We start from the raw sequence: 17,268 nt of genomic DNA, 5'->3' as shown, positions 1-17,268 counted from the left end.
AGCGTGGCAGCGTGAGCCAGCAGGGAACCCCGGACCACGGGCCGACCGCACACCACTCCAACGGCTGGGCCCAGGCCCTGGCGACGGTGGCCGCCACCCTGGCGGCCCTGATCGTCACCGCCGCGCTCGGAGTGTGGGCGGCGGGCGCGGGCGCGCTGCCCGGGAGCGCCTTCCCGCGCGTGGTCGCCGCGGTCGTCGTGATGGCCGTCGGCGGCAGCGTCGACGTCTCGGGTGATGCCGGGATCATCGCCGGAGCGCGGGCCGAACTCACCGCGCTCCCGCTCTCGGTGACCCTCGCCGGAGCGCTCGTCCTCGCCGCCGGCTTTCTGCGGCCGCTGCGCCACCGGGCGGTCGTCGGCACCCGCGAACTGGTCGAACGGGCCGCCAGAATCGCCCTGCTGTGGGCGCTCGCGCTGCTCGCCCTGGCCCTCTTCGCCCGGCAGAGCTTCGCCCTCAGGCCCGGCGGCACGGTCTCCGACATCGGGGAGCTGCTCGGGGTGGACGCCCCCCGGGTCGGCTTCCGCGCCGATGTGCCGCTCACCGTGGTCCTCGGGCTGCTGTGGCTGGCGGCCCTGCTGCTGATCACCCTGGCGGTGTCGCGCGCCGCGCCGCTCCCGAGCGCCCTGCTGCGGTACCAGGAGCCGGTGCGTCCGGCCGCGCACGCCATGGTCGTTCTGCTGCTGGTCTGTGTGGGCGTGGGCGCGGCCGTCGGGATCGTCGTCGCGGCCACCCGGGGCGAGCCGGCCGAGACGCTCGCCGTGATGCTCCTCGGACTGCCCAATCTGACCTGGCTCGCGCTCACCCTCGGCATGGGAGCGACCTGGGACGGCAAGGTCGAGGGCCCGTTCGGGCTGCCCGTGCCCCGGCTGCTGGAACAGGTGCTCCGGGCCCCCGACGGAGGCGTCGTCAATCTGAGCACCCTCGCCGAGTACGACGGCCGGGTCCGCTGGCTGCCGGTCGCCGTGGCGATCCTGCTGCTCGGCGCGGCCTGCCTCATGGCCGTCCGCTCACCCGCCCGCACCCGGCTCTGGCAGCACGCCCTCCGGATGGCGGCGGGGCTCGTCCTCACCGTGCTGATGATCTGTCTCGCCGTCCGCTTCGAGGCGCGGTACGGGCTCTCCCTCTTCGGCATCGGCGACCTCGGCGGAGGGCTCTCGGCCGAGGCCGCCCTGAGCCCGAGGCTCTGGTCCGCGCTGGGGCTCGCCGCGCTCTGGGGCCTGGCCGCCGGCTGCCTCGGCGGGCTGCTCACCCGGTCGGCCCGGCGGCGCGGCGAGACACCGCCGCTCAGGGGCCGGGGGCCCGAGGAGTGATCCGTACGGCCGGACGCGCCCAGCCGGGCGGCTCCGGCGGCGGGCCCGGATCGGGAGCCGCCACGGGCACGTCGACCCGGGTGGCCGGATGCGCCGCCGCCTCGCGCGGCCGGGCCGTCACCGCGGACCGCAGCGCGGCGACGAACTCCCCGCAGGAGCCGTACCGGTCGTCCGGCCGTTTGGCGAGCGCCTTCGCCACGACCGTGTCGACGGCCCCCGGCAGATCGGGGCGGAGCAGGGTCAGCGGCGGGGGCGCGTCGAACTGATGGGCCCACAGCAGCGCCATGTCGTCGTCGCGTTTGAAGGGCGGCGACCCGGCCAGCGTCTCGTACACCACACAGGCGAAGCCGTACACATCGCACCGGGCGTCCACGGGCCGTCCGGAGATCTGTTCGGGGGCCACATAGTCGAGGGTGCCGACGAACTGGCCGACCGTGGTGAATCCGGTCAGGGACAGCGACTTCTTCGTCAGCCCGAAGTCGGTGAGATAGACATGCTCGGGGTGGTCGCTGTCGGTGCCCTCGGCGATCAGGATGTTGCCCGGTTTGACGTCCCGGTGCACCAGGTCGTGGCTGTGCGCGGCGTCCAGCGCGGACGCGACCTGCGCGGCGATCCGGCCGGCCGTGGTGATGGGCAGCGGTCCCTCGCGGTTGAGCAGGGCCCGCAGATCCTGCCCGGCGACGTAGCGCATGGCGATGTAGAGCAGCCCCTCGGTCTCCCCGGCCTCGAACACCGGGACGATATGGGGGTGGTCGATGGCGGCGGCCACCCGGGACTCATGGGTGAACCGCTTGCGGAAGGTGTCGTTGCGGGCGAGTTCGGGGGCGAGCAGCTTGAGCGCGACGGTGCGGTCGAGCCGCAGATCCCGGGCGCGGTAGACCACCGCCATGCCGCCGCGCCCGATCTCGGCCTCGACCTGGTACCCCGCGATCCGGCTGCCGATCAGGTCGGAGGCCCGCCCGGCGGGCAGCCCGCCGTTCTGTCCGGCCCCCGCCATCAGGGTTCACCGGGCCCGGACGGACCGCCGTCCGCCGTCTTCCGCTCCGTCTCCCGTCCCGTCTCCCGGGCCGGGTCCACCACCCGCGTCGGCTCCGGCCGCACCTGGCTCGCGTCCCGGGTCGCGTCCCCGGGCGCTTCCGCCGGGGCGGGGGCCGGTCCCGAGGGTTCCGAGGAGACCGCGAAGGCGGTCGCGCCCGCGCCGTCCGCGTACACCCAGCGCTCGTGCTCCGCGTCGTACAGCCACACCGAATCGCCCTCCACCACCGCACCGGCCCGCAGCCCCCGGGTGCGCTCCCGGAAGGACTCCGCGTCGATACGGCCCGCCGCCAGCTCGTCCGCCGCCCGCCGGTAGCGGGCGATCGTCTCCTCGACGCGTGTGAGCAGGGGGCGCGGGTCGGCGGTGCGGGCGGGCGGGAGGCCGGGGGCGGGCGGCTCGCGGCCCACGGTGATCAGGAGCCGGCCGTCGACCCAGGCCGACCAGCCGTTCGCGCACAGGATCCGGGACCAGTCGCCGTACCGGTCGATCAGCCGCACCGGCAGGAGCGGGTCCAGCGGCTCGGTCGGCCGGGAGACGTCCGGGGCCTCCCACGCGGGGAGACCGCTGCCCGGGACGACATGCGTCGGATCGAAGCCCTCGGCGGCCACGGCGGTCTCCCGGGCTACTTCCGCATCACGGCGGGCTCATGGCGGCGCAGCAGCCACAGCACCAGCAGGCCGAAGACCACCGCGAGCCCCGCCAGCGCGCCCATATTGGTCAGCCACACCCCCGCCGAGTGCTCGAACAGCGGGTCGGCGGCCTGTTTCCCGGGCACGATCCCGGCCAGTCCGACGGTGCCCGCCATCGCGCCCAGCGCCCAGCGCGAGGGCACCAGCCAGGCCAGCTGCTCGGCCACCGGCAGCCCGCTCAGGGAGAGCAGCGCACCGCAGAACACCACCTGAACGATGGCGAGGAGGACCAGCAGCGGCATGGTGACCTCCTCCTTGCGCACCAGCGCGGAGACCAGCAGCCCGAGCGTCATCGCGGTGAACGACAGCAGCGCCACCGCGAGGGTGATCTCCAGCAGCGGAGGCATCAGCACCCCCTCGCCGTCCGGTGCGCCGAGATCGACGCCGCCGAGGCCGACGAGGGTGAGGACCACGGCCTGGAGCACCGTGATCGTGCCCAGCACCACCACCTTGGACATCAGATAGGCCGACCGGGAGAGCCCCACGGCCCGTTCCCGCTGGTAGATCACGCGTTCCTTGACCAGTTCGCGCACCGCGTTGGCCGCGCCGGTGAGCACCCCGCCGATGCAGAGGATGAGCAGCGCGTTCATCGCGGTCTCGGCGGTGAGCGTGCCGCCCGCCAGGGCACGGGCCATCGCGCCCATCACGAACGGCAGGGCGATCATGATGATGAGGAAGGTGCGGTCCGCCGCGAGCGCGGCCGTGTACCGCCGGATCAGGGTCCAGAGCTGGGAGCCCCAGCTCTGCGCCTTCGGCGGCGGCGCGGGGGTGTCCGCAGGGGTGTCCGCGGGGGTGCCTTCGCCCCGCTCGCGGCCGGTCCCCGCGGGGCGCGGCCGGGCCGAGGGGGCGTACCGCTCGCGGAGCGGCGACGCGGCCCACTGCCCGGCCCAGTCCCGTTCCCGGTCGTTCTCAAACGCCTCGAAGGCCTCCGGCCACTGCCCGAAGCCGAAGAACGCCAGCGCGTCGGCGGGCGGCCCGTAGTAGGCGATCCGCCCGCCCGGGGCCAGTACCAGCAGCCGGTCGCAGACGTCCAGGCTCAGCACGCTGTGGGTGACGACGATGACGGTGCGGCCGTCGTCCGCGAGCCCGCGCAGCATGTGCATCACCGAGCGGTCCATCCCCGGGTCGAGACCGGAGGTCGGCTCGTCCAGGAAGAGCAGCGACGGCTTGGTCAGCAGCTCCAGCGCGACGCTCACCCGCTTGCGCTGGCCGCCGGAGAGTTTGTGGATGGGCTGGTCCGCACGCTCCGTCAGACCCAGCTCGCGCATCACCTCGGCCACCCGCCCCCGGCGCTCCTCCCGCGCGGTGTCCTGCGGGAAGCGCAGCTCGGCGGCGTACCCCAGCGCGGCGCGCACGGTCAGCTGGGTGTGCAGGATGTCGTCCTGCGGCACCAGGCCGATGCGCTGCCGCAGCTCGGCGTAGTCGCGGTAGAGGTCGCGGCCGTCGTAGAGGACGGTGCCCCGGTCGGCGGGGCGCAGCCCGGTGAGCGCGCCGAGAAGGGTGGACTTGCCGGCTCCGCTCGGGCCGACCACGGCGAGCAGGCACTTCTCCCCGACGGGGAACGACACTCCGTCGAGCAGGGTCCTGCGGCCCCGGTCCACGGTGACCGCCAGGTCCTGGACGTCGAGCGAGACCTCGCCGGTGTCCACGTACTGCTGGAGTTCGTCGCCGACGAGAAGGAAGGCGGAGTGGCCGATGCCGACGACGTCGCCCGGGGAGACGAGCGCGCGGGCGACGGGGCCGCCGTTGAGGAAGGTGCCGTTGTGGGAGCCGAGGTCGGCGATCTCGTGCTGTCCGTCGGGGCGGACGCGCAGCTCCGCGTGGTGCCGGGAGACGGTCAGATCGTCGACGACGAGGTCGTTGTCGGTGCTGCGGCCGATGCGTACGGTACGGGCGGGCAGCGGGCGGACCGTGGTGGGCCGCCGGAAGGCGCCGGTGGCCGACGGCGGCGCGGAGACGGAGTCCGGCGCGGGGGCGGGTGCCGGGGGCTTCGGAGCGGAGGAGACGAGGACCGCGCGGGGGCCGTCGGCGGCGCTGCCGAAGCGGATGACGCTGCCGGCCGCGACGTCCCACTCGTGGACGCGTCTGCCGTCCATGAACGTGCCGTTGGTGCTGTCCTCGTCCTCGATCGTCCAGTGGTCCCGCTCGGGCCTCAGCACCGCGTGGTGCCAGGACACCCGGGCGTCGTCCAGCACGATGTCGCTCTGGGGGTCGCGTCCGACGTGGTAGTCCCGGCTCGGGCTCATCACCGTGGAACCGTCTTCGGTCTTCAGGACGAGTTCGGGTGCGGTCGGAGCGGCGGGCCGCTCTGCCATAGTTGAATTCTAGCTATTTGGCGCGATATTCGCCTGTGGGGGCCGGGGGAGCGGGCCCCACAGGCTGCTCACGCCCGGGAGAAGCGCAGCGTCAGGATCTGGAACGGCCGCAGCGCCACCCGCAGCGCCGTCCCGTCCTCCGACAGGGCCCGCCCGCCGCCCGCCGCCGGGCGCTCCAGCAGATCGGTGACCCAAACCCCGGACGCCCGGAACCCGGTCCGCAGGGTCGCCTCCGCCCGCCCGCCGAGCGACTCGTACAGCCGCACCACCACATCGCCCGAACGGTCGTCCGCGAGCTTCACCGACTCCACCGTGACCGCCGGGGCGTCACTGCTCACCACCGGCGCGAAGCCCCCGGCGGAGGCCGTCCGCAGCGGCAGATTGAGCGCGTACCCCTCCGCGACCGCGTCCTCGACGGTCGCCCCCGGCAGCAGGGCGTAGACGAGCCGGTGCCCGCCCTGATCGGCCCCGGGGTCCGGGACGCGCGGCGCGCGCACGAGGCTGAGCCGGAAGAGGGTCGTGGTGCCGCCGTCCTCGCGCGTGGTGCGGACCACGTCGTGGCCGTAGGTCCCGTCGTTGACGACCGCGATCCCGTACCCCGGCTCGCCCAGATGCGCCCACCGGTGGTGGTACACCTCGAAACGGGCCGCGTCCCAGCTGGTGTTGGTGTGGGTGGGCCGGTGCACATGCCCGAACTGGATCTCCGAGGTGGCTCGTTCGGCGTGCACGTCGAGGGGGAGGGCGACCTTGAGGATCTTCTCCCGCTCATGCCAGTCGATCTCCGTCTCCACATCGATCCGCCGGCTGCCCGCCCGCACGGTGACCGTCTGGACGATCCGCGAGCCCGCGCCGAAGACCCGCTCGACCCGGACCGCGCCGAGCAGCGGCCCCCGGGCGGTGACCGTCACCGACTCGGCGTCCAGGAGATCGGTGAAACGCCCCCGGTAGTGCCGGTCGATGTCCCAGGCGTCCCAGCGGTTGGGCAGATCGGTGTGCAGCCGCAGCAGATTGCCCGGCCCCGCCAGCACCTCACGGCCGGCGGTCAGATCGCGTACGGAGGAGAGTGTGCCGTCCGGCGCGAACCCGACCCGCACCAGCCCGTTGTCGAGCACCGGGCCGCTCGCCTCCACCCGCACCGGCCCGGGGGCCGCCGCTTCCGCTTCCCGTGCGGCGCTGCCGCCGCCGGGCGTCCGGGTGAACACCGGCCCGTCCCCGGTGACGAGCACCTCGGCGCGCTCGCGCGGCCCGGCGTTGAAGACCCGGGGCCCGCCGGGCCCGCCGGCGGCGAGCGCCGCCGCGATCAGCTCCTCCAGCTCCCCGGCGACCCGGGCGTACTCGGCCTCCGCCTCGTGGTGCACCCAGGCGATCGAGGACCCCGGCAGGATGTCGTGGAACTGGTGCAGCAGCACCGTCTTCCACAGCCGGTCCAGCGCCTCGTACGGATACGCGTACCCCGGGACGTTCAGCGCGGCGGTGGCCGCCCACAGCTCCGCCTCCCGCAGCAGATGCTCACTGCGCCGGTTCCCCCGCTTGGTGCGCGCCTGCGAGGTGTACGTGGCGCGGTGGCCCTCCATGTAGAACTCGCCCGACCACACCGGGGCGTCCGGGTACTCCGCCCGGGCGGCGGCGAAGAACGCGTCCGGATGCCCGACCTCGACCCGGGCCGAGCCCTCCAGATCGGCGAGCCGCCGGGCCCGCTCCATCATCTCGCGCGTCGGCCCGCCACCGCCGTCCCCGTGGCCGAAGGGGACCAGCGAGCGCGTCCCCGCGCCCTTCTCCCGGTAGTTGCGGACGGCGTGCGCCATCTCCCGCCCGGTGAACTCGGCGTTGTAGGTGTCCACCGGCGGGAAGTGGGTGAAGATCCGGCTCCCGTCGATGCCCTCCCACCAGAAGGTGTGGTGGGGGAGCTGGTTCGTCTGGTTCCACGACATCTTCTGGGAGAGGAACCACTCGAACCCCGCCAACCTCGCCAGCTGCGGGAACGCGGCGTTGTAGCCGAAGGAGTCCGGCAGCCACACCCCCTTGGTCTCGACGCCGAAGTGCTCCAGGAAGAACCGCTTGCCATGGGTGAACTGCCGGGCGAGCGCCTCCCCGCCGGGCAGATTGCCGTCCGACTCCACCCACATGCCGCCGACCGGGGCCCACTGGCCGCGCTCCACCGCCCGCACGATCCGCTCCCACACCAGGGGCTGCCGCTCGCGGACCCAGTCGTACTGCTGCGCCTGCGAGCAGGCGAAGACGAACTCCTCGTACTCCTCGGCCAGCGCCGTCGCGTTGGCGAAGGTACGGGCGGCCTTCCGCCGGGTCTCCCGGACCGGCCACAGCCAGGCGCTGTCGATGTGGGCGTGGCCGACCGCCGACAGCCGGTGCGCGCTCGCGTGGGCGGGGCGCGCCAGCGACGGCCTCAGCACCGCCCGTACCTCCGCCGCCGAACCGGAGACGTCGTCCGGGTCCAGGGCGTCCAGCGCCCGGTCGAGCGTGTGCAGGATCTCGTGGCGGCGCGGCTCGTGGCCGCCCAGCTCCGCCGCCAGCTCGCGCAGTACGTCGAGGTCGTGGACCAGCTGCCACACCTCCTCGTCCAGCACCCGCAGATCAGCGCCGGCGAGGACGTGGAGCGGCTCGCCGCCCGCCGTGGCCGGGTCGCCCAGCGGGGTCGGCAGAAAACCCCGGCCCAGGATGTCGGGGTTGGCGGCGGCCTCCAGCAGGAGATCGACCCGCTCCCCGCCGACCGCGGGCCGGGCGACGGGGACATGGCGGTTCCGCGGATTGACCGCCTTCAGCGGGACACCCCCGGCGGTGTGCACCAGCGCCTCGGCCTGGAAACCGGGCCCCGCGCCGGTGAACCCGAGGTCGAAGACGGCCTCCACCCGGCTCCCCGCCCAGCCGGCGGGCACCTCGCCCCTCGCCCGGAACCAGGTGGTCCCCCACGGCGGGCCCCAGGCGTCTCCCACCGCGAACGGCTCGAAGCGCCGCGCGGCGGCCTCGGCGAAGGGCACCGGCTCGCCCGGGACCTGCCAGGCCGTCAGCGTCAGCGGAAGCGAACGTGAGTGGACGGCCGGCCGGAGGCGCTGGGCGAGGGCACGTTCGACACGGTCCTCGATGCGCCGCAGTTCATCGTGCATACCCAGCTGTCTACCCGCTGGGGAGCTCTCCTACCGGAGGTACGAGAGCCCGGGGTGGGCGGCGGTGTACGCCTCCACCAGCCGGCGCGCGACCGTCACCGAGTCCACCAGCGGATGCAGCGCGAACGCCGCCACCGCCCGCGCGCGCGAGCCGGAGGCCGCCGCCGCCAGCACCTCCCGCTCCACCGCCTTGACCGCGCACACCAGACCCGTGGCATGGCCGGGCAGCGGGCTCACCGCGACCGGGTGCGCGCCGTTCGCGTCCACCAGGCAGGGCACCTCGACCACCGCCTCCGCGTCCAGCGCCGCCAGCGCGCCCCGATTGCGGACATTGAGGATCAGGGTGGTGCGCCGGTCGTGCGCGATGGCCCGCATCAGGGCGAGGGCGACCTGCTCGTACCCGCCGGACTCCAGGTCCGAGGCGTCCCGCTCGCCCGCCCCGGCCGCCTCCCGGTTGTGCGCCATGTAGGTGGCCTCGCGCTCCGCCCGGGTACGGTCCCAGGCCGCCAGCGCCGACGTCTCGGGCCGCTCCATCTCGGCGTAGAAGCGGGCCTGCTGATCGTGGAGGAACGCGCCCCGGGTCCGTTCGGCCGTCCGGTAGGCGTGCACCGTCTCCCGGTTGAAGTAGTAGTAGTGCAGATACTCGTTGGGGATCGCGCCCAGCGAGCGCAGCCACTGAGCGCCGAAGAGCCGGCCCTCCTCGAAGGAGTCCAGCAGCCCCGGATCGGCCAGCAGCCGGGGGAGTTCGTCGCGGCCCGCCACCCGCACCCCGCGCAGCCAGCCCAGATGGTTGAGGCCCGCGTAGTCGAACCAGGCCCGCTCGGGGTCGACGCCGAGCACCCGGGCCACCCGCCGCCCGAGTCCCACCGGGGAGTCGCAGATCCCGATCACCCTGTCGCCCAGATGGCGGGCCATCGCCTCGGTGACCAGACCGGCCGGGTTGGTGAAGTTGACGACCCACGCGTCGGGCGCGATCCGGGCCGTCCGGCGCGCGATGTCCTCGGCCACCGGGACGGTCCGCAGTCCGTACGCGATACCGCCCGCGCCGACCGTCTCCTGGCCGAGGACCCCTTCCGCCAGCGCGACGCTCTCGTCCGCCGCCCGGCCCGCGAGCCCGCCCACCCGGATCGCCGAGAAGACGAAGTCCGCGCCGCGCAGCGCCAGGTCCAGATCGGTGGTCACGGTCACCTCGGGCGCGTCGGCCACCCCCGCCGCCTGGTCGGCGAGGACCCGGGCGACGGCGGCCAGCCGGCCGGCGTCGACGTCGTGCAGGACGACCCGGGTGATCCGGCCCTCGGAGCGGTCGCGGAGCAGCGCCGCATACACCAGCGGCAGCCGGAAACCGCCGCCGCCGAGAATCGTGAGCCTCATCGCACTCCTCAGCTTCCTCTCCCGGGCGGGCCGGCGTGCCGACGTACCGGCGCGGTCCGGGCCGGACGCCGACCACCTGATCATGCCCCCGGCAGGTTACCCACACCCCGGTCGCGGCCGAAACACCCACCACCCGGCATCGACTTAGGTTTACCTAACCTACACTGGCGCTCCATCGGCGCACCGCCGACGGCCCCACACCCCAGAGAAGGCAGCCATGGCAGATCGGGACGGACGACCGCCGGGACTCGGCAGCACCCTCGAAGCGCGGCGCGCCCCGCTCCACACCGGCGCGGTGCGCCTTCGGGAGCGCGACGGAACGCACCGGGCCCCGCGAGCCGCGGAGGCGGCCGACGCCCTGGACGAGGACGGCGCCGTCCGCTTCGGCGGGGCGCGCGGCCCGATCGGTCCCACCACCCGGACCCTGCTCTTCGACACCTGGATCGAGGACTTCCTCGGCCGCCACCCCGCCGGCACCGTCGTCGAGTTCGGCACGGGCCCCAGCACCCGCTTCGAGCGGCTCGACAACGGCACGGTCCACTGGTTCGACCTCGGACTGCCCGAGGTGACGACGCTGGGACACGCCTTCGGCGAGGACACCGGCCGCCGCCGCGCCATCGCCGCGTCCGTGACCGACCCCGGCTGGGTCGACGCCGTGCGCGCCAGCCCGGGACCGTACTTCCTGGTCGGCGAGTCCACCCTGATCCGGCTCGCGAAGGAGCAGGTCCGCGACGTCTTCCGGATGGCCGCCGAACGGCTGCCGGGGGCGCATCTCGCCCTGGAGACCGCCTCCGGACGCACCGACGGCCACGACGGCCACGAGGGTCACGAGAGCCATGAGGTCCTCGGCGGCCCCGCCGCCCGGCCGCGCTGGCGCTGCGAGGACCCGGCCGAGCCCGAGGGCTGGCACGACTCCATCGCCCTCGCCCAGTCCTGCACCTTCGCCCGGCTGCCCGCCGCCGTCAGCGCCCGGCTGCCGATGGCACAGCGCGGAATGCTGCGCGCCATGGCGACCGTGATGCGCCGTCAGATCCAGGCCTGCCGCTTCAACCTCTACCGCCTCGGGTAGGGCGCGCTCCCGGCCCGCGCCGGGCTCACACCCCGCCCGGCCCCTGGAACGCCTCCAGGATGCGCTCGGCCGCCAGCGTGGCCGTCAGCTCGCCGTCGCGCACCAGCCGCTCCAGGGCGGGGGCCAGCTCCCGCACCCCGGGGTGGCCGTGCAGCCGGTCGAGCAGCTCGTCGTGGACCATCGACCAGGTCCAGTCGATCTGCTGGTCCCGCCGCTTGGCCGCCAGCCGGCCGGTCGACTCCAGCAGCGTCCGGTGCTGCTCCAGCCGTTCCCAGACAGTGTCCAGACCGCTGGACTCACGGGCGCTGCACGACAGCACCGGAGGGGTCCACGCCGCGTCCGCCGGATGCATCAGCCGCAGCGCGCCCGCCAGCTCGCGGGCGGCCGAGCGGGCGTCGCGCTCGTGCGGGCCGTCCGCCTTGTTCACCGTGATCACATCGGCCAGCTCCAGGACGCCCTTCTTGATGCCCTGGAGCTGATCCCCGGTGCGCGCGAGCGTCAGCAGCAGGAAGGAGTCGACCATCTGGGCGACGGTCGTCTCCGACTGCCCCACCCCGACGGTCTCCACCAGCACCACGTCATAGCCCGCGGCCTCCACCACCACGATGGTCTCGCGGGTCGCCTTCGCCACCCCGCCGAGCGTCCCCGAGGTCGGCGAGGGCCGGACGAACGCCGAAGGGTCGACCGCCAGCCGCTCCATCCGGGTCTTGTCGCCGAGGATCGAACCCCCCGTCCGGCTGGAGGAGGGATCCACCGCCAGCACCGCCACCCGGTGGCCGAGCGAGGTCAGCATGGTGCCCAGCGCGTCGATGAAGGTGGACTTGCCCACCCCCGGCACCCCGCTGATGCCCACCCGCCGGGCCGCGCCCGCGTACGGCAGCAGCTCGGTCAGCAGCCGCTGCGCCATCACGCGGTGATCGGCCCTGGTGGACTCCACCAGGGTGATCGCCCGCGCCACATAGGCCCGGGAACCGGCCCGGACACCCTGGACATAGCTGTCGATGTCGATCGTCTGTGGCATCGGTGACCCTGTCTCACAGCTCGTGGCCGAGCGAGTCGGCCAGGGTCCGCACCAGGTCGTGCGCGGCGTCCGGGATCACGGTGCCCGGCGGGAACACGGCCGCCGCGCCCTCCTCCCGGAGGGTCTGCACGTCCTGCGGCGGAATCACCCCGCCCACCACGATCATGATGTCCTCGCGGCCCTCCGCCGCCAGCTCCTCCCGCAGCGCGGGCACCAGCGTCAGATGCCCGGCGGCCAGCGAGGAGACCCCGACGACATGGACGTCCGCCTCCACCGCCTGGCGGGCCACCTCGCCCGGGGTCTGGAACAGCGGGCCGACGTCGACGTCGAAACCGAGGTCCGCGAAGGCCGTGGCGATCACCTTCTGGCCGCGGTCGTGCCCGTCCTGGCCCATCTTGGCCACCAGGATGCGCGGACGGCGGCCCTCGGCCTTCTCGAACCGCTGGACCAGCGTCCGGGTGCGCTCCACGGAAGGGGACTCTCCTGCCTCGGTCCGGTACACACCGGAGATGGTACGGATCTGGCCCGCGTGCCGCCCGTACACCTTCTCCAGGGCGTCGGATATCTCTCCCACGGTCGCCATCGCCCGCGCCGCGTCCACCGCGAGCGCCAGCAGATTGCCCTCGAGACCCGGGCCGGAGCCGCGCGCCGCCGCCTCGGTCAGCGCCCGCAGCGAGTCCTGGCAGAGGTCCTCGTTCCGCTCCGCGCGCAGCCGGCGCAGCTTGGCGATCTGCTGGGTGCGCACCGAGGAGTTGTCGACCTTCAGCACATCGATCTGCTCGTCGGTCTCGACGCGGTACTTGTTGACCCCGATCACCGGCTGCCGTCCGGAGTCGATCCGCGCCTGGGTGCGCGCCGCCGCCTCCTCGACCCGCAGCTTGGGGATGCCCGCGTCGATGGCCCTGGCCATGCCCCCGGCCGCCTCGACCTCCTCGATGTGCTGCCAGGTCCGCCGGGCCAGATCGTGGGTGAGGCGCTCCACATAGGCGCTGCCGCCCCAGGGGTCGGTCACCCGGCAGGTCCCCGACTCCTGCTGGAGCAGCAGCTGGGTGTTGCGGGCGATGCGCGCCGAGAAGTCCGTCGGCAGCGCCAGCGCCTCGTCCAGCGCGTTGGTGTGCAGCGACTGGGTGTGCCCCTGGGTCGCCGCCATCGCCTCCACACAGGTGCGGGTCACATTGTTGAAGACGTCCTGGGCCGTCAGCGACCAGCCCGAGGTCTGCGAGTGGGTGCGCAGCGAGAGCGACTTGGGGTTCTTCGGGTCGAAGGTCCGCACCAGCTTCGCCCACAGCAGCCGGGCCGCCCGCAGCTTGGCCACCTCCATGAAGAAGTTCATGCCGATCGCCCAGAAGAACGACAGCCGGGGCGCGAACGCGTCCACGTCCAGCCCGGCCCCCAGCCCGGCGCGCAGATACTCCATGCCGTCGGCGAGGGTGTACGCCAGCTCCAGATCGGCCGTCGCGCCGGCCTCCTGGATGTGATAGCCGGAGATCGAGATGGAGTTGTAGCGCGGCATCCGCTGCGAGGTGTACGCGAAGATGTCCGAGATGATCCGCATCGACGGGGTCGGCGGATAGATGTAGGTGTTGCGGACCATGAACTCTTTGAGGATGTCGTTCTGGATGGTCCCCGCCAGCTTCTCCGGCGGCACCCCCTGCTCCTCGGCGGCCACGATGTACAGCGCCAGAACGGGCAGCACCGCGCCGTTCATCGTCATCGACACGCTCATGCGGTCCAGCGGGATCCCGTCGAACAGCTGCCGCATGTCGTAGATCGAGTCGATGGCGACGCCCGCCATGCCGACGTCGCCGGTGACCCGGGGGTGGTCGCTGTCGTACCCCCGGTGGGTCGGCAGGTCGAAGGCGACCGACAGGCCCTTCTGCCCGGCGGCCAGATTGCGCCGGTAGAAGGCGTTGGACTCCTCGGCCGTGGAGAACCCGGCGTACTGCCGGATCGTCCAGGGCTGGTTCACATACATCGTCGGGTACGGGCCGCGCAGATACGGCGCGATGCCCGGGTAGCCGCCCAGGAAGTCGAGGCCGGCGGTGTCCTGGCCGCTGTAGAGCGGTTTCACCGGGATGCCCTCGGGGGTGTCCCAGATCAGATCGGCGTCCCGGCGGCCGGTGGACTCCTTGACCGCGGCGCGCCATTGGTCCACCGAGCCGGTGCCCGCCGCGGGGCCCAGCGCGATGCCCGTGAAGTCCGGAATACCCATCACGCCACTCCGATCCGGTCGAGGGCCGAGGAGAGGACGGCGACCGCGTCGCCGCCGACGGCGACGAACTCGTCGACTCCGGCCCGTACATAGGTTTCCCGCAGCTCGCCGGGGCGACCCGCGAGATACACCCGCACCGCCCCGGCCTCCTTCAGCGCCTTCGCCACCGGAGCCGCCTGCTCGGCGTAGAGCGCGTCGCTGGAGCAGACGCACGCCACGGTGGCCCCGCTGGCCCGGAACGCCTCGCCGGCGGAGGCCGCGTCGACCGAGACGGGGTCGTGGACGGGTTCGATCCCGCCCGCCTGGAAGAGGTTGGCCGTGAAGGTGGTGCGCGCGGTGTGCGCGGAGGCCGGGCCGATCGCGGCGATGAAGATCCTCGGCCGGGAGCCGGTGGCGTCCAGATGCGCGTCCGAGCGGGTGCGCAGCGCCTCGAAGGCCTCGTCGCGGCGGACCCTGGGCAGTCCGCCGGAGGGCGGGGCGGGCGCGGGGTCGCGCTCCACGGGGGGCTGGGAGAGCAGCGGGAACTCGCTGACCCCGGTGATCGGTTCACGGCGTTTGGCGATCTTCGCCCGGCGCTCGGTCCAGGCCGTCCCGATCCGCTCGGAGACCAGGCCGGAGCGGAGCGCGGCGAGCTGGCCGCCCGCGCCCTCGATCTCCTGGAACCACTCCCAGGCGCTGTGCGCCAGTTCGTCGGTGAGCCGCTCCACGTACCAGGAGCCGCCGGCCGGGTCGATGACCCGGCCCACGTGCGACTCCTCCAGCAGGATCGTGGAGGTGTTGCGGGCGATCCTGCGGGCGAAGTCGTCCGGCAGTCCGATGGCGTGGTCGAAGGGGAGCACGGTCACGGAGTCCGCCCCGCCCACCCCGGCGGCGAGCGAGGCCACCGTGGTGCGGAGCATGTTCACCCAGGGGTCGCGCCGGGTCATCATCACCGGCGAGGTCACCGCGTGCTGGCGCTGGGCCCCCGCGTCCCGCGCCCCGCAGGCCTCGGCGACCCTGGCCCAGACCCGGCGGGCGGCCCGCAGCTTGGCGATCGTCAGGAACTGGTCGGCGGTGGCCGCGTACCGGAACTCCAGCTGGCCGAGGGCGGCCTCGACGGAGAGACCCGCGTCGGTGAGGGCGCGCAGCAGGGCCACGCCGGTCGCCAGTGAGCAGCCGACCTCCTGCGCGGCCGAGGCGCCCGCCTCGTGGTACGGCAGCGCGTCGGCGGTCAGCGCCCGCAGCTTGGGGCGGGCGTCGTGGCAGAGCAGGGCGAGCCGGGCCGCCGCCGCCGTCCGCTCCGCGACCTTCTCGTAGGACCCGGTCCTGGCCGCGTGGCCCAGCGGGTCCGCGCCGAGGTTCCCGCCGGGGCTCTCGACGCCCCGCTCGTCCAGCAGCCGCAGGAACTCCTCGGCGGCGGCCTCGAATCCGTCCCCGGCGTCGAGCACCACGGGGGCGAGGTCCAGATAGACGCCCTCCAGCGCGGCGGCGAGGCCGGAGAGGGGGATTCCGGACGGGCCCACGGAGAGCCAGAGCGAGGTGACGCCGTGCTCCAGGTCCGCGAGCACGGCCTCATTGGTCCGCCGGGGGTCCGGGCGTTCGTGCCGCTGGCGGACGTCCCAGCCGGAGACCGCGCCGCCCTCCGGCGTACCGCCCCGGAGGAAGGGGGCGAAGCCGGGGAACCCCTCGGGGGTCGTGCTGTCGTCCGCCGTGTAGAGGGGGCGGGTGCGGAGGCCGTCCTCCACCACTGTGGAGAGCATCTCCTCCGGCGCCGTGTCGGAGACGTCCTTGCCGGTCTTGCGCAGCACACCGGCCACCAGCCGCCGCCACTGCTCCTGTGAGGCGTCCGGGAACTCGGCGGCCAGGGGGAACCCGTCGTCTGGGATGACCGTCATGGTTCGGATGCTAGGACAATCACGCGGTGACGCAGCGGCCGATGCTCTGTGATCTTGTATACGCCGAGTCGACCTTGATTCGGCATCCTGGATGCACTACATCCCGGGAAAAACGGACTCTCTTCCTCCGTTGGCCTGATCGTAGCCATGAAAGCGCGCAGGAAGCGACATTGAGCGACGCCGAGCGACATGAAGCGATGAAAGGGAACACCTGTGCGCGGAAGTGGCGGCACGGGGAAGATGGACCACTCCGCCCTCGACGCGCGCCCTCGACGACCGTCTCACCCCAAGGACCGCCATGCGTATCGCACTGAGTCAGATCACGACCGGCCCCGACCCCGTGCACAACCTCGCCGCCGTACGGGAACAGGCCCGCCGCGCGGCGGACTCCGGCGCGGACGCCGTCGTCTTCCCCGAGGCGACCATGGCCTGCTTCGGCACCCCGCTCGCCCCCCTCGCCGAACCGCTGGACGGCCCCTGGGCCACCGGGGTGCGCCGGATCGCCCAGGACGCCGGACTCGTCGTGGTCGCCGGGATGTTCACCCCCGCCGGGGAGGGCAAGGTGACCAACACCCTGCTGGCCACCGGACCCGGCGTCGAGGCCTCCTACGACAAGATCCATCTGTACGACGCCTTCGGCTTCACCGAGTCCGCCACCGTCGCGGCCGGCTCCGAAGTGGTCACCATCGAGGTGGCCGGAGTCCGGACCGGCCTCGCCACCTGCTACGACGTCCGCTTCCCCGAGCTGTTCCGGGCGCACGCGGACGCCGGGGCCGTCCTCACCCTGCTCCCCGCCTCCTGGGGCGACGGCCCCGGCAAGCGCGACCAGTGGGAGCTGCTCATCCGCGCCCGGGCGCTCGACGCCACCCTCTGGGTCGCCGCCGTCGACCAGGCCGACCCGGTCGCGTCCGGCCGCCCCGCACCCCCGAAGACCCCCGCCGGAATCGGCCACAGCGCCCTGGTCGGGCCGGACGGCACCGTACGCGCCCGGCTGGAGGCCGCCCCCGGGCTGCTCATCGCCGATGTGGACGCGGCCGAGGTCGCCTCCGTGCGCGCCTCCGTACCGGTGCTGGCCAACCGCAGGCTCTGACGCCTGCCCGTCCGCTCGTCCGCCCGTCCGGCGGCCCGTCCGCCCGCTTGTCGGCCTCGTCCCCGAAACAGCCGACGAGTGGCGGGCGGCGCGACGGCGGGTGAGCCTGGAGCCCGGGAGACGACGCCCGCCCCGCGCGCAACGGCTCGCGGGACAACG

At 73.7% G+C, this 17,268-nt stretch carries 11 protein-coding genes; 3 read left to right on the top strand and 8 right to left on the bottom strand.

Features of this window, described 5'->3' with window-relative positions; genetic code table 11:
* Positions 1 to 11 precede the first annotated feature (11 nt).
* Positions 12 to 1,310 carry a streptophobe family protein gene (locus ABD371_RS22550; RefSeq protein ID WP_344479578.1) on the top strand — a complete coding sequence of 433 codons (1,299 nt, stop codon included), beginning with the start codon at positions 12 to 14 and terminating at the stop codon, positions 1,308 to 1,310.
* Here ABD371_RS22550 and ABD371_RS22545 read toward each other — a convergent pair.
* The 5 genes from ABD371_RS22545 to ABD371_RS22525 all read right to left on the bottom strand — a co-directional run bounded on the left by ABD371_RS22545 (position 1,285) and on the right by ABD371_RS22525 (position 9,843).
* Positions 1,285 to 2,307 carry a serine/threonine-protein kinase gene (locus ABD371_RS22545; protein WP_344479576.1) on the bottom strand — a complete coding sequence of 341 codons (1,023 nt, stop codon included), beginning with the start codon at positions 2,305 to 2,307 and terminating at the stop codon, positions 1,285 to 1,287. The two genes, ABD371_RS22550 and ABD371_RS22545, sit on opposite strands and share 26 nt — an antisense overlap.
* On the bottom strand, positions 2,307 to 2,954 hold the full coding sequence (locus ABD371_RS22540) for a hypothetical protein (protein WP_344479575.1): 648 nt from the start codon (positions 2,952 to 2,954) through the stop codon (positions 2,307 to 2,309). Before ABD371_RS22540 ends, ABD371_RS22545 begins: the two co-directional genes overlap by 1 nt.
* Positions 2,955 to 2,968: 14 nt before the next feature.
* A complete protein-coding gene (locus tag ABD371_RS22535) occupies positions 2,969 to 5,350 on the bottom strand; it encodes an FHA domain-containing protein (protein WP_344479573.1) in 2,382 nt (793 codons plus the stop codon).
* A 68-nt stretch (positions 5,351 to 5,418) separates the two neighbouring features.
* Complete coding sequence (locus ABD371_RS22530) at positions 5,419 to 8,472, bottom strand: alpha-mannosidase (protein WP_344479571.1); 3,054 nt, start codon at positions 8,470 to 8,472, stop codon at positions 5,419 to 5,421.
* A gap of 30 nt (positions 8,473 to 8,502) precedes the next feature.
* Entirely contained in the window at positions 8,503 to 9,843 is a 1,341-nt protein-coding gene (locus ABD371_RS22525; protein ID WP_344479570.1) for a 6-phospho-beta-glucosidase, read from the bottom strand.
* A 217-nt stretch (positions 9,844 to 10,060) separates the two neighbouring features.
* Here ABD371_RS22525 and ABD371_RS22520 point away from each other — a divergent pair, with 217 nt between their 5' ends.
* Positions 10,061 to 10,912 carry a class I SAM-dependent methyltransferase gene (locus ABD371_RS22520; RefSeq protein WP_344479568.1) on the top strand — a complete coding sequence of 284 codons (852 nt, stop codon included), beginning with the start codon at positions 10,061 to 10,063 and terminating at the stop codon, positions 10,910 to 10,912.
* Positions 10,913 to 10,937: 25 nt separating this feature from the next.
* Here the strand turns inward: ABD371_RS22520 and meaB are convergent, their stop codons facing one another.
* From meaB to mutA, 3 genes are read right to left on the bottom strand one after another with little or no spacing between them, the layout of a single operon-like run.
* Positions 10,938 to 11,933 (bottom strand): methylmalonyl Co-A mutase-associated GTPase MeaB, encoded by a 996-nt coding sequence (gene meaB / locus ABD371_RS22515; protein WP_344479567.1) that lies wholly within the window; start codon positions 11,931 to 11,933, stop codon positions 10,938 to 10,940.
* A 13-nt stretch (positions 11,934 to 11,946) separates the two neighbouring features.
* Positions 11,947 to 14,145, bottom strand: coding sequence for a methylmalonyl-CoA mutase (gene scpA / locus ABD371_RS22510; protein ID WP_344479565.1), 2,199 nt, complete (start codon positions 14,143 to 14,145; stop codon positions 11,947 to 11,949).
* Positions 14,145 to 16,019, bottom strand: a complete 1,875-nt coding sequence (gene mutA / locus ABD371_RS22505) for a methylmalonyl-CoA mutase small subunit (RefSeq protein WP_344479563.1) — start codon at positions 16,017 to 16,019, stop codon at positions 14,145 to 14,147. The genes scpA and mutA overlap by 1 nt, the downstream gene beginning before the upstream one ends.
* A gap of 298 nt (positions 16,020 to 16,317) precedes the next feature.
* Between mutA and ABD371_RS22500 the strand changes: the two genes are divergently transcribed.
* Positions 16,318 to 17,109: a carbon-nitrogen hydrolase family protein gene (locus ABD371_RS22500; RefSeq protein WP_344479562.1), complete on the top strand. Its 792-nt coding sequence runs from the start codon at positions 16,318 to 16,320 to the stop codon at positions 17,107 to 17,109.
* Positions 17,110 to 17,268 lie beyond the last annotated feature (159 nt).

This window comes from Streptomyces amakusaensis, assembly GCF_039532665.1.
In the GTDB taxonomy this organism is placed as follows: Bacteria; Actinomycetota; Actinomycetes; order Streptomycetales; family Streptomycetaceae; genus Streptomyces; species Streptomyces amakusaensis.
The sequence above is the reverse complement of the archived record's forward strand: the minus strand, read 5'-3'. Positions and strand labels throughout refer to the sequence as shown.

Coding starts and splice junctions, on each gene's coding strand:
- ABD371_RS22535 (WP_344479573.1), bottom strand. CDS start 5,350: ATGGCAGAGCGGCCCGCCGCTCCGACCGCACCCGAACTCGTCCTGAAG.
- meaB (WP_344479567.1), bottom strand. CDS start 11,933: ATGCCACAGACGATCGACATCGACAGCTATGTCCAGGGTGTCCGGGCC.
- ABD371_RS22530 (WP_344479571.1), bottom strand. CDS start 8,472: ATGCACGATGAACTGCGGCGCATCGAGGACCGTGTCGAACGTGCCCTC.
- mutA (WP_344479563.1), bottom strand. CDS start 16,019: ATGACGGTCATCCCAGACGACGGGTTCCCCCTGGCCGCCGAGTTCCCG.
- scpA (WP_344479565.1), bottom strand. CDS start 14,145: ATGGGTATTCCGGACTTCACGGGCATCGCGCTGGGCCCCGCGGCGGGC.
- ABD371_RS22545 (WP_344479576.1), bottom strand. CDS start 2,307: ATGGCGGGGGCCGGACAGAACGGCGGGCTGCCCGCCGGGCGGGCCTCC.
- ABD371_RS22525 (WP_344479570.1), bottom strand. CDS start 9,843: ATGAGGCTCACGATTCTCGGCGGCGGCGGTTTCCGGCTGCCGCTGGTG.
- ABD371_RS22520 (WP_344479568.1), top strand. CDS start 10,061: ATGGCAGATCGGGACGGACGACCGCCGGGACTCGGCAGCACCCTCGAA.
- ABD371_RS22500 (WP_344479562.1), top strand. CDS start 16,318: ATGCGTATCGCACTGAGTCAGATCACGACCGGCCCCGACCCCGTGCAC.